Here is a 12,953-nt window from a genome sequence, read left to right as displayed (position 1 = left end):
GGCCCGACCGGCAGCGTACGACCGGATCTCCTGAATTGTGAACGGCCGGACCCCCGAACGGCCGAACCCGAACGCCCGAGCCCGCGAACGCCCGAACCGCAGACCGCCAGAACCCGAGGACCGAGAAGAACCGAGAAGAGTCAGAAGGTGGATGCCGGCGCCGCGGCATCCACCCTTCTCGAAGCTCGGCGCGGGACAATGAGGCATGCGCACGCTGCTCAACATCATCTGGATCATCTTCGCCGGGTTCTGGCTGTTCCTCGGCTACGTCCTGGCGGGCGTGCTGCTGTGCATCCCGATCATCACGATCCCGTGGGCGGTCGCGTCGTTCCGCACCGCGAACTACGTGATCTGGCCGTTCGGCCGCACGATCGTGCCCAAGCCGACGGCCGGCGTCGGCTCGTTCCTCGGCAACGTCGTGTGGGTGATCCTCGCGGGCTGGTGGCTCGCGCTCGGGCACATCCTGTCGGGCATCGCGCTGTGCCTCACGATCATCGGCATCCCGATGGCGATCGCCGACTTCAAGATGGTTCCGATCTCGCTCATGCCCCTCGGCAAGGAGATCGTCTCGACCCGCGACGGCGCCTTCGCAGGCTGACGCGGGCGCTCCTTTCGTCACATCCCGACTTCATAGGACACACTCAGGTCGCACGTGCGCGATCCGGGCTAGCGTGGGGGACATCGCGGCGATCCGGGCGGTCCCGGGCACCGGCTCATAACCGGTTGCGTTGCGGGTTCGACTCCCGCCGTCGCGTCCACGTCAGGACGAGCACCGCCTGCAAGAGACGATCCGTCCGTGAGGCCCGGCCTTGCCTGAAAGGGCCCGGCCTTCCCGAGGCGCAGAGCGTTCCCGAGGGCCGGCGCGCCGGGCATCCCTCCTCGGGAACGCGAGATCTCCTCGGGAACGAACGGCCCCTCGGCGAGCCCGCCGACCCGCCGAAGGCCGCGACGCGGGTCAGAGCCCCCACGCCGCGGCCAGCAGCCCGTAGGAGCGCTCGCGGTCGGCGGGATCGTGCGTGATCGTCGTGACCAGCAGCTCGTCGGCGCCGGTGACCCGCTGCAGCGTCTGCAGTCGCTCGACGACGGTCTGCGGCGACCCCACGAAGCGCGTGTCGACGCGGTCGCGCACGCTCTCGCGCGTCGCCGCGTCGAGCGGGCGGGCGCGGGCCTCGTCGGGCGAGGGATAGACGATCGCGCCGGCGCCCGAGCGGATGCTGTGCACCCATCGGTCGAAGCCCGCGGCGAGCCGCTCGGCCTCGGCGTCGGTCTCGCCGACCAGCACGTCGACCGAGACGATCGTGTGCGGCGCCGCGATCCGGCCCGGCCGGAAGCTCGCGCGGTACTCGGCGAGCGCGTCGAGCACCCGTCCGGGCGACACGTGGTAGTTCGCGCCGAATGGCAGCCCGCGCTCCCCCGCGAGCCGCGCGCTCGGTCCCGCCGTCGAGCCGTGGATCCACACCTCGGGGTCGGCGGCGCCCGCGGGCGTCGCGTGCACCGGCTCGCCCTCGGCGACGAACGTGCCCGCGAAGAACGCGAGGATGTCGGCGACGTCGTCGGCGAACCGGTCGGCGTCGCCGTCGCTGCGCCGCAGCAGCCGGGAGCGCAGCGCGAACCGCTCGGGATCGATGACGAAGGGGCGCGGCGCCGGCAGCAGCAGGCCGTCGACGACGCGGTCTCCGACCTCCGGCTCGGCCTCCGCCGGCGTCGACGCCGCGCCGGGGGCGCCGGAACGGCCGATGCCGAGGTCGAGGCGGCCGGGGAAGAGCGCGGCGAGCACGCCGAACGCCTCCGCGACCTGCACCGGCGCGTAGTTGCCGATGATCGTCGCGGCCGTGCCGAGGCGGATGCCGGTGGTGGCGGCTCCGATCGCCGCGAGCAGCGTGTGCGGCGCGGCGCCCGCGACGCCGGGGTTGAAGTGGTGCTCGGCGAGCCAGAACCGCCGGTACCCCAGCCGCTCGGTCTCGACGGCGAGCGCGATCGTGGCGCGCAGGCCGTCGGCGGGCGTCGACCCGGTGCCGAACGGCGAGAGGTCGAGCACCGACAGGGGGACGCGGGTCACGAGGCGCCTCCGGCGTCGATCGCGCCCAGGTCATGCCGGAAGACCGCGAGGAACCCGCCGCGCAGGGCGGGCTGCGTCTCGCGCTCGGGCACGCGCACGAAGCCGAGCCGGTCGTAGAGCCGCTGCGAGGCATGGTTCGTCGGGCCCGTGTCGAGCACGAGCGCGGGCACGCCCCACGCGCGCGCCCGCGCGATCGCCTCGGTCATGAGCGCCCATCCGGCGCCCGAGCGGCGCGCGTGCGGCAGCACGGCGAGCAGCCGCAGCTCGGCCTCGCCGTCCCGCGCCTGGCGGTTCAGGCGGCTGCCCGGGCGCAGCAGGCTCGCGGTGCCGACGAGCGCGCCCGTGGCGCCGTCGGCCGCGACGAGCAGGTCGCCCTCGGCGGCACGCGCCGCGGCGTCGCGCAGCAGCGCCTCGCGCGCGGGATCGGGCCGGGAGGTCTCGTCGTGCCCGAACCCGCGAAAGGTCAGCTCGCCGACCCGGTCGTGCTCCTCGGGCGTCGCCGTGCGCACGACGAGCGCGACCCGACTGTCCACACCGCTCACTGGCATCCTCTTCTTCCTGGAGGTCTCTTCCTCGGGGTTTCGCTGGCTCCGCTGAACACGTTCAACCGCGGCACTGTGCGAGTCATCGCTCCGCGAAGCCGCCGTTTGCCGCGGTTGAAGCCCTGAAGCTGTGGGGGGCAAGCTGGGCGCGAGCCGGCAGGCACGACGCTAGGGATTCGCGGGGGGCGGTGCGCGCGGGGCGGTCATACCCCGTCACACCGTGGAATGCGGCGTCGCACAGGTCGCCGCCGCGCGCGAGCCGATCTACCGTGGCGGCATGTCACGTCATCCCTTCGCGATCGCGGTCGAGCTCGACGGCGCCGGATCGCACCCCGGCGCGCGCCCCGCGTCCGATCCGCTCTCGCCGCGCCGCTGGGCGGCGCTGGCCCGCATCGCCGAGGCGCTCGGGCTCACGGCGGCGACGTTCGCCGACGCGCCCGTGCTCGACGGACCGGCCCGGCTCGACGCCGTGCAGCGCGCCGCCTTCGTCGCCCCGCACACGGGCGGCCTGGGTCTCATCCCCGTCGCGCACGTCGTCCACAGCGAGCCGTTCCACGTGACGACGCAGCTCGCGAGCCTCGACTGGCTCTCGCAGGGGCGCGCCGGCTGGATCGCCGCGGCGTCCTCGTCGCCGCGCGAGGCGGCCGCGTTCGGCGCCCCCGTGCGCACGCCCGACGAGGTCGCGAACGAGCTCGTCGACGCGATCGAGGTCGCCCGCCGGCTGTGGGACTCATGGCAGGACGACGCCGTGATCCGCGACGTGCCGACCGGCCGCTACCTCGACGCCGACCGGCTGCACTACGTCGACTTCGCCGGCCGCGGATACTCCGTGAAGGGCCCGCTCATCACGCCGCGTCCGCCGCAGGGGCAGCTGCCCGTGCTCGCGCACGGCACGGATGCCGGTGCCGACGTGGCGCTCGTCTCCGGCGCCGACGAGGATGCCACGGCCTCCGCCGCGCGCGACGCCCGCGGGCGCGGCGCGGCGCTCGTGTGGGCCGAGATCGAGGTCGCGCTCGACGCGCGCGGCGTGCCGGCGGCCGAGCGCGTGCGCGCCCTCGACGCGATCCGCGCATGGGACCGCACCGGCCGGCTGCGCCACGTCGGCGACGCCGCGGGACTCGCGGCGCTCGTCACGCGCCTGTCGGCCGAGGTCGACGGCATCCGCCTGCTGCCCGCCGAGGTCGACGTCGACCTCGAGGAGCTGGGCCGCGCGCTGCTGCCCCCGCTGCGCCGCACGATCGGCTTCGCATCGCCGCGCCCCGGCGCGACCCTGCGCGAGACGCTCGGTCTCGCGCGTCCGCAGAACCGCTACACGGCACAGGAGGGGAGCGCCGCATGACCCGTCGCATCCAGTTTGGGGTGTTCTTCCAGGGCGTCAACTTCGGCACGATCTGGTCGCACGACGAGAGCGGCTCGCAGTACGACTTCGAGTCGTTCCGCCGCATCGCGCAGACGGCCGAGCGCGGCCTGTTCTCGGCGTTCTTCCTCGGCGAGGGCCTGCGCCTGCGGGAGCACTTCGGCCGCGTCCACGAGCTCGACATCGCCGGCCGGCCCGACGCGCAGACGCAGCTCGCGGCGCTCGCCGCGGTCACCGAGCGCATCGGCCTGGTCGCGACGCAGAACACGACCTACAACGATCCCTACGACCTCGCGCGGCGGCTGAGCTCGCTCGACCTGCTCAGCGAGGGGCGCGCGGGATGGAACGTCGTGACCACCGACAACGCCTGGACGGGCGAGAACTTCCGCCGCGGCGGCTACCTCGACCACGCCGACCGCTATCGCCGCGCGGCGCAGGTCGTCGCGGCGGCGCAGCGACTGTGGGATGCCGACGCCGGCACGCCCGTGACGGTCGACGGCGACCTCGTGTCGCTCTCCGGCCCCGCGCCGCTGCCCGCGAGCCCGCAGGGGCGGCCCGTGCTGTTCCAGGCGGGCGACTCCGACGAGGGGCGCGAGTTCGCGGCATCCACCGCCGACGTCATCTTCTCGGCGCACCCCGGCCTCGACGACGCGGCGTCGTTCGCGGCCGACGTGCGGGGGCGCCTCGCGCGCCACGGACGCCGCCGCGACGCGCTCAAGTTCTTCCCCGGCCAGCAGTTCATCCTGGCGCCGACCGACGCCGAGGCCGAGGAGAAGGCGGAGTGGGTGACGCACGCCCAGGTGTCGCCGCAGACCGCGCTGCGCTACCTCGAGCCGATCTGGGGCCGCGATCTGTCCGACCACGACCCCGACGGCCCGCTGCCGCGGTTCGACCCGACGGTCGCGGAGGTCGACGGCCGGCGCGGCTCGGCGTTCCAGGGCCGCCGCGCGAAGGAGACGGCCGACGAGTGGCGCGGGCTGGCGGATGCCGAGGGCCTGTCGATCCGCGAGTTCGTGATCCGCCACTCCGGTCGGCGCACGATCGTGGGCGGCTTCGGCACGGTCGCCGACCTGCTCGTGCGCTACGTCGACGCGGGCGCCGTCGACGGGTTCAACGTGTCGCCGTACCTCGTGCCGTCGGGCCTCGACGACATCGTCGACGGCCTCGTCCCCGAGCTGCAGGAGCGCGGCGTCTACCCCGACGCCTACCCCGGCACCACCCTGCGCGAGAACCTCGGCCTCCCCACGCTGTCGTCCGCGGCATCCGCCGCCAGCGCCGCCTAGCGCGCCTCACCGCCTACCGCGCCTCACCGCCTAGCGCACCTCGCCGCCGGTTCAACCGCGGCATTGTGCGGGTCGTCGCTTCCGACACCCGCACAATGCCGCGGTTGAGCTTCCGTTGCCGGGCTTCGCGCCGACGCGGCGCTACGCGCGCGGGGCGAAGACGCCGGCGGAGAGGTAGCGCTCGCCCGTGTCGGGGAGCACGGCGACGATCGTCGTGCCCGCGAGCTCGGGGCGCTCGGCGAGGCGCGTCGCGACCCACACCGCGGCGCCCGCCGACGGCCCCACGAGCAGGCCGTCCTCGCGCAGCAGCGCCCGCGAGGTCTCGTAGGCCTGCGCCGCCTCGACCTGCACGATCTCGTCGGCGATCGTCACGTCGTAGTTCGGGGGCAGCCGGTCCTCCTCGATGCCCTCGACCTTGTGCACGCCGTCGATCTCGTCGGGGTACACCTCCTCCTCCGAGGGGATCGACAGGTCGCCCGGCTCCGCGATCACGACGCGGAGGCCCGGCTTCTGCTCCTTGAGGAACCGGCCCGCGCCCGACGCGGTGCCGCCCGTGCCGACGCCCGCGACGAGCACGTCGACGGAGCCCTCGGTGTCGCGCCAGATCTCCGGCCCCGTCGTCTCGTAGTGCGCCCGCGGGTTGGCGGGGTTGCCGAGCTGGTTGGCGATGAACGCGCCCGGGTTCTCGGCCTCGACCTGCTCGAAGAGCGTCACGAGCGCGTCGGGGTCGAGGAACAGGCTGTTCGGGATCGTCACGAGCTCGGCGCCCAGCGCCTCCAGGATGCGCCGCTTGTCGGGCGACGTGTTGTCGCCGAGATAGAACTTCGTGCGGTATCCGCGGCTCGCCGCGATCGCCGCGAGGGCGATGCCGGTGTTGCCGCTCGTCACGTCGACGATGAGGTCACCGCGGCTCAGCAGCCCCTGCTCCTCGGCGTCGCGGACGATCGCCCACGCGATGCGGTCCTTCACGCTGCCGACCGGGTTGACGAACTCGGCCTTGCCGAGCAGCCGCGCGCCGAGGCCGCGGGAACGGGAGTAGTTGCCGAGCTCGATGAGCGGCGTGCCGCCGATCACGTCGGTGATGTCGCGGGCGACGGCACGGGCGACGCCCGCCTCGACGAAGGCAGTGGACATGGCGATGCTCCTTCATGGTTCGCGACCCGGGTGCGCAGAGCGGGCCGGGGATGCCGCCACCCTAGGCAGCCCGCCGGCGGCCGCGTGCAGGCCGGCATCCGTCACGGACACGCACGGACACACGTCGTCTCGCACCGTCACATGTGACGGCGGATGACGTCGTGTGTGAGCGCCTTACGGCCTGCGCCGGCGCCGCGGCCCCCGGTTCCTAGCGTGAGCACGCGGCCTCGTCAGACCGCGCAGCACCGCAACGTCATCCCGCGCACAGGAGATCCGAACCATGTCCGACACCCCCGACAACACGACACCCGAGCCCGCCGCCCCCGAGGGCACGACCCCGGCCGCCCCCGAGGGCGCCGCATCCGAGACGACCCTGCCCAGCGGCGCGCGCGTGCAGGCGCCCGTCGCGACCGACGCCGACGCGCCGAAGGGCCTGTCGCGCCGCGGCCTGCTCACGGGCATCGGCGTCGGCGCCGCCGTCGTGGCCGCGGGCGGCTTCGGCACCTGGTGGTTCCTGCAGAGCCAGAACCGAGGGACCACGACCGCGAACGGCCTCACCGTGACCAACTCGTGGGCCGATCGCGAGCTGCTGCTCACCTCGCCCAGCGGGGTGTGCGAGGCCCCGCTCGTCATCGCCTACGAGAACGGCCTCTTCGAGAAGGCCGGGCTCAACGTCGTGCTCAAGAAGACGGGCGACGGCGAGAACGTCGTCGAGGCCGTCGGCTCGGGCAAGTACGTCGCCTCGAACGGCATCTTCTTCAACTACCTCGGCCCCATCTACAACGGCACGCCCGTCAAGCTCTCGGGCGGCCTGCACTACGGCTGTCTCGACCTCTACACCCTCACCGACGGTCCCGTGAAGAAGGTCGCCGACCTCAAGGGCAAGCGCATCGGCGTGAGCAGCCTGCAGGGCTCGGCGACGAACTTCTTCTCGCTCGACCTGCTCGACGCGGGCATCAACTCCAGCCCCGAGGCCGGCGAGGTCGAGTGGGTCGTCATCGAGCAGCCGCTGCTGCCCGAGGCGCTGAAGAGCAAGAAGGTGGATGCCATCGCGACCGGCGGCGGCTACCTGCCGATCATCGAGGGCGTCACGGAGGGATGGGCCACCGAGCTCTCCAACAACAACGGCCTGAGCCCCAACTCCGACCAGCCCTGCTGCGCCGTCGTGCTCAACAACACGTTCATCAGCGAGGACCCCGTGACGGCCGCGAAGCTCGTCACCGTGTGGGCCGAGGGATCGCGCTGGGCGGGCAGCCACCTGCAGGAGACCGCCGACCTGCTCTCGGGCAAGGAGTACGTCGCCGGCACGCCCGACGAGATCATCCCGATCCTCGAGACGCTCACGTTCACGCCGTCGTCGAAGGCGCTCAACGAGGTGCTGAAGCCCGGCATCGAGAAGTACATCAAGACCGGCTTCCTGCCCGCCGAGACCGACGCGCAGGCGCTCGCCGACCAGGTGTACGTCGACCTCGGCCTGACGTTCTAGCCCGGCTCCGGCCCGCACGGAAGCCAGAGGAAGGCACCAGGAGACACCATGTCCGACACCCTCACCGTCGCGCACGCGACCGCCGCCACGGCGGCGGCGCGTGCGCCCGAGCCGGATGCCGCGGACGAGCGGCGGGAGCGCATCCGCGCGGCCCTGCAGAAGGTCACGCATCCGGTCACCGTCAACCCGCTCGTCGTGAGCCTCGGCATCCTGTCGTGGGTCGCGGTCGCCGCCGTCTCGGCGTTCGTGCCCGACCATCCGCAGCTGCCGCTGCGCGACGCCCAGTACATCGACCGCGCGAACCCCGCGTCGATCGTCATCGCCCTACTCGTCGCCGCGACCTGGGCCGTGCTGTGGGCCCTGTCGCGCACGCACGGCCGGGTCGGCGCGTGGACGTACGAGCGCGTCGCGCACGGCGCCGCCTGGCTGCTGGGCTCGGGCGTCTTCTTCCTGTTCTGGATCTTCAGCACGTCGAAGACGCTGCTCTTCTCGCCGCCGTACCTCATCGCCCCGCAGGAGATCCTGGAGCGGCTGTGGGACTCGCGCGGCATCCTCGGCCACAGCCTCGGCAACTCGCTGCTGCTGCTGTCGACCGGCTTCGTCGTGGGTCTGATCGCGGGTCTCGCGACGGGCGTCGTGATCGGCTGGTACCAGGTCGCCAACTACTGGGTGCACCCGATCCTCGTCTTCATCGGCCCCGTGCCGGCGCTCGCGTGGGTGCCGATCGTGTTCGTGCTGTCGCCGAGCTCGTTCGCCGGCGCGGTGTTCATGATCGCGCTGAGCGTGTGGTTCCCGATCACGGTGCTCACCCGTGCCGGCATCCTGAGCGCGCCGCGCTCGTACTTCGACGTCGCGCAGACGCTCGGCGCCGGCAGCTGGTTCCTCGTGTTCCGCGTGAGCCTGCCCGCGGCGCTGCCGAGCATCTTCACGGGCGCGTTCATGGCGCTCGGCTCGGCCTTCGCGACGCTCGTCGTGGCCGAGAACTTCGGCGTCAACTCGGGCCTCGGCTACTTCCTGAACTGGAAGAAGAGCTTCGGCGACTTCCCGGGGCTGTACGCGGGCATCATCGTGCTCATCGTCGTCTGCGGCCTCGCACTGACCCTGCTGTTCCGCATCCGCAACTACGTGCTGCGCTGGGAGAAGGAGCTGACCCGATGGTGACCACGACGGATGCCGCGGCGGCGGACGCCGCGACGAGCACGGGCACGTCGACCGCGACGGGCGCCGCGATCGACGTCGTCGGCGCGACGCAGGCGTTCCGCAGCGGCGGCACCGACCTGCTCGTGCTCGACGACGTGTCCATCTCGGCCCGACCCGGCGAGTTCATCGCGCTCGTCGGCCCGAGCGGCAGCGGCAAGTCGACGCTGCTGCGCCTGCTCGCGGGCCTCGACCGGCCCCTGTTCGGCGACGTGTACGTCGACGGGCAGCCCGTCACCGCGCCCGATCCGAGCCGCGCGCTCGTGTTCCAGGACCCCACGCTGCTGCCCTGGCGCACCGTGCGGCAGAACGTCGCGCTGGGGCCGCAGGCCCGCGGCATCCTGAAGCAGTCGACGGCGCGCGTCGACGAGGCGCTCGAGCTCGTCGGCCTCACGGAGTTCGCCGGCGCGTGGCCGTCGCAGCTGTCGGGCGGCATGGCGCAGCGCACCGCGCTCGCCCGCGCGCTCGTGAACGACCCGTCGGTGCTGCTGCTCGACGAGCCGCTCGGCAAGCTCGACTCGCTCACCCGTCGCATCCTCCAGGGCGAGCTGCTGTCGCTGTGGGAGAAGCGCCGGTTCACGGCGGTGCTCGTGACGCACGACGTGACCGAGGCGCTCGTGCTCGCCGATCGCATCGTCGTGTTCTCGCCGCGTCCGGCACGCGTGCGCGACGTCATCGACGTCGACCTCGAGCGCCACCGCGACCAGTCGTCGCCCGCTTTCATCCGGCTGCGCGAGCGCATCCTCGCGCAGCTGGACGCCGATCGAGAGGCGGCCGCGGGGCTGCTGAACGGAGCCACCTCATGAGACGTCTTCTCGGCCTCGCCGCCGCCGGGATCGTCGGCGCGCTCGCCCTGCTCGTCGTCGCCGCACCGGCCGCGCACGCGCACGTGACCGTCGGGGCCCCGGCAGCGGAGGCCGGCGGCTACACGGTGCTGACGTTCCGCGCGCCGACCGAGTCGGACACCGAGAGCACCGTGGGGCTGCACGTGCATCTGCCCACCGACACGCCGCTGCTGTCGGTGCGCGTGAAGCCCGTGCCGGGATGGTCGGCGCAGCTCGTGGAGACCGAGCTGCCCGAGCCCGTCGACGGACCGCACGGCGGCACGGTGACGCACGCGGTCACCGAGATCGTCTGGACCGCGACCGACGGGGGGCTGGGGCCCCAGGAGTTCGGCGAGTTCTCGGTCTCGGTGGGGCCGCTGCCCGACGTCGACGTGCTGTTCTTCCCGACGGTGCAGACCTATTCCGACGGCCGGGAGGTCGGCTGGGTCGAGCAGGCCGCGGCCGGCACCGAGGCGAAGCTGCCGGCTCCGCGACTGGAGATCGCGCCGGCGACGGGCGACGGGCACGGCGGCGCCGCGGGCGACGCGGAGGGGGATGCCGGGCACGCGGACGCCGCGGGCACGGGCTCCGCGGGCGGGGACGCCGCAGGGGCGGGCTCCGCAGGCGGGGACGCCGGCGGCGCGCCCGTGACGGGCCTCGCGATCGCGGCCCTGGTCGCCGCGGGCCTCGCGCTCGTCGTCTCGGTGGTGTCGGTGCTGCGCCGCCCGCGGGCATGAGGCGCACGGCGCCGCGGCACGCGCGTTCGACCGCGCACGCGCCTTCGACCGCGGCATTATGCGGGTCACGGCGCCAAGGACCCGCACAATGCCGCGGTTCAGCCGAAGGCACCAGGGATGCGGGGCGCACCGGGCGAGGTCGGGCGCACGTGCCCGTGCGTTCGACCGCGGCATTGTGCGGGTCGCAGCGGCGAGGACCCGCACAATGCCGCGGTTGAGCGGTGAGGAGCGGTGAGGAGGCGAGGACGGATGCCGCGGTCGAGCAGGGCGGGAAGGCGAGGGCGGATGCCCTGGTTCGCGGCGTCCGCCCTCGCCGGCGTGCTGCTGCTCGTCGGTGGCCCCGCGTCGCCCGCGTTCGCGCACGCGACGATCGTCGAGACGATCCCGGCGCACGGCACGGAGCTCGACGAGGCGCCGACCGAGGTGCGGGTGACGTTCTCGGAGGCGGTGTCGCTGATCGGCTCGCCCGACGCGATCGCCGTGATCGACGCCGACGGCGAGCGCGTCGACGCCGCGGGGGCGGAGCTCGACGAGACCGGCACGGTGCTGACGATCCCGCTCGAGGACCTGCCGGTGGGCGCCTACATCGCGAGCTGGCGCGTCGTCTCGGCCGACACCCATCCCGTGGGCGGATCGATCCAGTTCGGCTACGGCGTTCCGGCATCCGCCGTCGTCGCCCCTCCCCCGCCGACGCCGAGCGCGGCACTGGCCCTCGGCGTCGGCCTCGCGAAGGGCGTGCTGTACCTCGGCCTCGCGCTCGCCTTCGGCCTGCTGCCGGGGATGCGGGTGCTCGGCGCCGTGCCGACACGCGGTGTGCTGCGGGCGGTGCGCGCCGGTCTCGGCCTCGCCGTGATCGCGTCGCTCGCACAGGCGGTGCTGCAGTTCCTGTGGATCCGTTCGGCCAGCGGCACGTCGACGGACGGGACCGGTGAGGCCGTCGCGTTCGCGACGTCGCCGTTCGCCGTCGCCGTGGGCGCGCGCATCGCGCTGCTGGGCCTCGCGGCCCTCGTGCTCGCGAGGGTGCCTGTCGTTCCCGCGAGGGTGCCCGTTGTTCCCGCGAGGGTGCCTGATGTGTCCGCGAGGGTGCCCGTTGTCGTCGCGACGGTGCCTCTTGTCGTCACGGGGGTGCCCGATGTCCCCGCGAAGGTGCCCGTCGTCGCCGAGAGAGTGCCTCCGCCGAGCGTCCGTGGTGCGGGTTCTGCCACCGGGCTGGTCCTCTACACGGCGCTCGGGGTGGCGATCGTGATCGCCGTCGTCGCGGCGGGGCACGGCGGCTCCGGCATCCTCGGACTCGGCGGCTCCGCCGTCGCGGGTGTCGCGACGGTGCTGCACGCCCTCGCGGCGATCGCGTGGCTGGGCGGGCTCGTGCCGCTCGCGCTCGTGCTGCTGAACCGCCGGCTCAGCGCGGAACGGATGCGGCGGATGCCAGTCTGGTCGCTCTACGCGGGCATCGCGGTCACGGTGCTGGGCCTGTCGGGCCTCGTGCAGGCGGTCGCGCAGGTCGGCGGCGTCGCCGCCCTCCTCGAGACGACCTACGGCGGACTGCTGCTGGCGAAGCTCGCGCTCGTCGCCGCCGCCGTCGCGCTCGCTGCGCTGGGGTTCGCATGGACGCGGCGACGCACGGGCGCGGCGGGCGGCAGCGCGGCCGGTGCAGGGGACGGCAAGGCCACCGGTGCGGCGGGCAGGGCGGCAGGCGTGGACGGCGCGCACGACGGTCGGCCGGCGCCCGGGCAGACCGCGCGACTGCGCACGCGCACGCGGGTCGAGGCGGGACTGGTCGCGATCGTCGTCGTGATCTCCGGCGTGCTGTCATCGATCACGCCGGCGAAGGATGCCTGGGCGCCCGTCGCGACGGCCGCGTCGAGCATCGGACCGTACGAGGTCGCCGTCGAGGCCGCTCCCGCGCGTCCGGGCCCGCAGTCGCTGCGGCTGACGGTGACGCCGCCCACGGTCGAGGCACCGCTGCAGGAACTGCGCGTCGTGCTGCGCGGCGACGAGGGCGGCGAGCTGCCGGTGCAGCTGCCCTATCGCGTGCCGGCACCGCTGCGTCCCGGCGAGCCGACCCCCGTGACCTTCATCAGCGCCGCCGTCACCGTTCCCGAGACCGGCACCTGGACGCTCACGGTGACCGTCGTCGCCACCCCCCTCGAGCAGTACACCGCCGACCTCGCATACGACGTGCGCTGACCCGCCGCCTCCCTTTTCACCGAGACTGCACGGGTGCGACGAGACCGCACGTGTGGATGGCAGTCTCGTCGCGCCGATGCAGTCTCGCCATCCGGGGCGGGTGGCGCGGGGCCGGGGCGGGTGGCGCCGCGCCGCACCGCGCGCGCG

At 73.7% G+C, this 12,953-nt stretch carries 11 protein-coding genes and 1 tRNA gene; 9 read left to right on the top strand and 3 right to left on the bottom strand.

The features are described 5' to 3' along the window. The first annotated feature begins 205 nt into the window (after nt 1–205). Together AOA12_RS04195 and AOA12_RS22975 are read left to right on the top strand one after the other, a co-directional pair. Nucleotides 206–598, top strand: coding sequence for a YccF domain-containing protein (locus AOA12_RS04195; protein WP_054680597.1), 393 nt, complete (start codon nt 206–208; stop codon nt 596–598). A gap of 84 nt (nt 599–682) precedes the next feature. After that, nucleotides 683–758: transfer RNA gene (locus AOA12_RS22975), tRNA-Met, on the top strand. 197 nt (nt 759–955) lie between these two features. Here the strand turns inward: AOA12_RS22975 and AOA12_RS04190 are convergent. Together AOA12_RS04190 and AOA12_RS04185 are read right to left on the bottom strand one after the other, a co-directional pair. Further along, nucleotides 956–2,059 carry an LLM class flavin-dependent oxidoreductase gene (locus AOA12_RS04190; RefSeq protein ID WP_054680593.1) on the bottom strand — a complete coding sequence of 368 codons (1,104 nt, stop codon included), beginning with the start codon at nt 2,057–2,059 and terminating at the stop codon, nt 956–958. Continuing rightward, the gene (locus AOA12_RS04185; RefSeq protein WP_082405917.1) at nt 2,056–2,607 is read right to left on the bottom strand and encodes a GNAT family N-acetyltransferase; all 552 of its coding nucleotides are present in this window, start codon (nt 2,605–2,607) and stop codon (nt 2,056–2,058) included. The genes AOA12_RS04190 and AOA12_RS04185 overlap by 4 nt, the downstream gene beginning before the upstream one ends. A 271-nt stretch (nt 2,608–2,878) precedes the next feature. Between AOA12_RS04185 and AOA12_RS04180 the strand changes: the two genes are divergently transcribed. Beyond that, the gene (locus AOA12_RS04180; RefSeq protein WP_054686780.1) at nt 2,879–3,940 is read left to right on the top strand and encodes an LLM class flavin-dependent oxidoreductase; all 1,062 of its coding nucleotides are present in this window, start codon (nt 2,879–2,881) and stop codon (nt 3,938–3,940) included. After that, nucleotides 3,937–5,241 carry an NtaA/DmoA family FMN-dependent monooxygenase gene (locus AOA12_RS04175; protein ID WP_054680590.1) on the top strand — a complete coding sequence of 435 codons (1,305 nt, stop codon included), beginning with the start codon at nt 3,937–3,939 and terminating at the stop codon, nt 5,239–5,241. Before AOA12_RS04180 ends, AOA12_RS04175 begins: the two co-directional genes overlap by 4 nt. 141 nt (nt 5,242–5,382) lie before the next feature. On the opposite strand, the gene AOA12_RS04170 is transcribed toward AOA12_RS04175, so the two are convergent. After that, nucleotides 5,383–6,375 carry a PLP-dependent cysteine synthase family protein gene (locus AOA12_RS04170; RefSeq protein WP_054680587.1) on the bottom strand — a complete coding sequence of 331 codons (993 nt, stop codon included), beginning with the start codon at nt 6,373–6,375 and terminating at the stop codon, nt 5,383–5,385. A gap of 280 nt (nt 6,376–6,655) precedes the next feature. Here AOA12_RS04170 and AOA12_RS04165 point away from each other — a divergent pair, with 280 nt between their 5' ends. The 5 genes from AOA12_RS04165 to AOA12_RS04145 all read left to right on the top strand — a co-directional run bounded on the left by AOA12_RS04165 (nt 6,656) and on the right by AOA12_RS04145 (nt 12,806). Beyond that, complete coding sequence (locus tag AOA12_RS04165; RefSeq protein ID WP_082405916.1) at nt 6,656–7,861, top strand: ABC transporter substrate-binding protein; 1,206 nt, start codon at nt 6,656–6,658, stop codon at nt 7,859–7,861. A 48-nt stretch (nt 7,862–7,909) separates the two neighbouring features. Then, nucleotides 7,910–9,022 (top strand): ABC transporter permease, encoded by a 1,113-nt coding sequence (locus tag AOA12_RS04160; protein WP_054680580.1) that lies wholly within the window; start codon nt 7,910–7,912, stop codon nt 9,020–9,022. Beyond that, complete coding sequence (locus tag AOA12_RS04155; protein WP_054680577.1) at nt 9,016–9,864, top strand: ABC transporter ATP-binding protein; 849 nt, start codon at nt 9,016–9,018, stop codon at nt 9,862–9,864. Before AOA12_RS04160 ends, AOA12_RS04155 begins: the two co-directional genes overlap by 7 nt. Beyond that, nucleotides 9,861–10,619 carry a YcnI family copper-binding membrane protein gene (locus AOA12_RS04150; RefSeq protein WP_054680574.1) on the top strand — a complete coding sequence of 253 codons (759 nt, stop codon included), beginning with the start codon at nt 9,861–9,863 and terminating at the stop codon, nt 10,617–10,619. The genes AOA12_RS04155 and AOA12_RS04150 overlap by 4 nt, the downstream gene beginning before the upstream one ends. A 285-nt stretch (nt 10,620–10,904) precedes the next feature. Continuing rightward, complete coding sequence (locus AOA12_RS04145) at nt 10,905–12,806, top strand: copper resistance CopC/CopD family protein (RefSeq protein WP_054680571.1); 1,902 nt, start codon at nt 10,905–10,907, stop codon at nt 12,804–12,806. The last annotated feature ends 147 nt before the right edge of the window (nt 12,807–12,953 follow it).

It is taken from the genome of Microbacterium sp. No. 7, from assembly GCF_001314225.1.
GTDB lineage: Bacteria > Actinomycetota > Actinomycetes > Actinomycetales > Microbacteriaceae > Microbacterium.
Note: the sequence above shows the minus strand (reverse complement) of the source record. Positions and strands in the feature narration are given on the sequence as shown.

Excerpts from the sequence above, each read along its gene's own strand:
- AOA12_RS04165 (WP_082405916.1), top strand. The coding sequence starts at position 6,656 with ATGTCCGACACCCCCGACAACACGACACCCGAGCCCGCCGCCCCCGAG.
- AOA12_RS04170 (WP_054680587.1), bottom strand. The coding sequence starts at position 6,375 with ATGTCCACTGCCTTCGTCGAGGCGGGCGTCGCCCGTGCCGTCGCCCGC.
- AOA12_RS04175 (WP_054680590.1), top strand. The coding sequence starts at position 3,937 with ATGACCCGTCGCATCCAGTTTGGGGTGTTCTTCCAGGGCGTCAACTTC.
- AOA12_RS04155 (WP_054680577.1), top strand. The coding sequence starts at position 9,016 with ATGGTGACCACGACGGATGCCGCGGCGGCGGACGCCGCGACGAGCACG.
- AOA12_RS04160 (WP_054680580.1), top strand. The coding sequence starts at position 7,910 with ATGTCCGACACCCTCACCGTCGCGCACGCGACCGCCGCCACGGCGGCG.
- AOA12_RS04150 (WP_054680574.1), top strand. The coding sequence starts at position 9,861 with ATGAGACGTCTTCTCGGCCTCGCCGCCGCCGGGATCGTCGGCGCGCTC.
- AOA12_RS04180 (WP_054686780.1), top strand. The coding sequence starts at position 2,879 with ATGTCACGTCATCCCTTCGCGATCGCGGTCGAGCTCGACGGCGCCGGA.
- AOA12_RS04195 (WP_054680597.1), top strand. The coding sequence starts at position 206 with ATGCGCACGCTGCTCAACATCATCTGGATCATCTTCGCCGGGTTCTGG.
- AOA12_RS04185 (WP_082405917.1), bottom strand. The coding sequence starts at position 2,607 with ATGCCAGTGAGCGGTGTGGACAGTCGGGTCGCGCTCGTCGTGCGCACG.
- AOA12_RS04145 (WP_054680571.1), top strand. The coding sequence starts at position 10,905 with ATGCCCTGGTTCGCGGCGTCCGCCCTCGCCGGCGTGCTGCTGCTCGTC.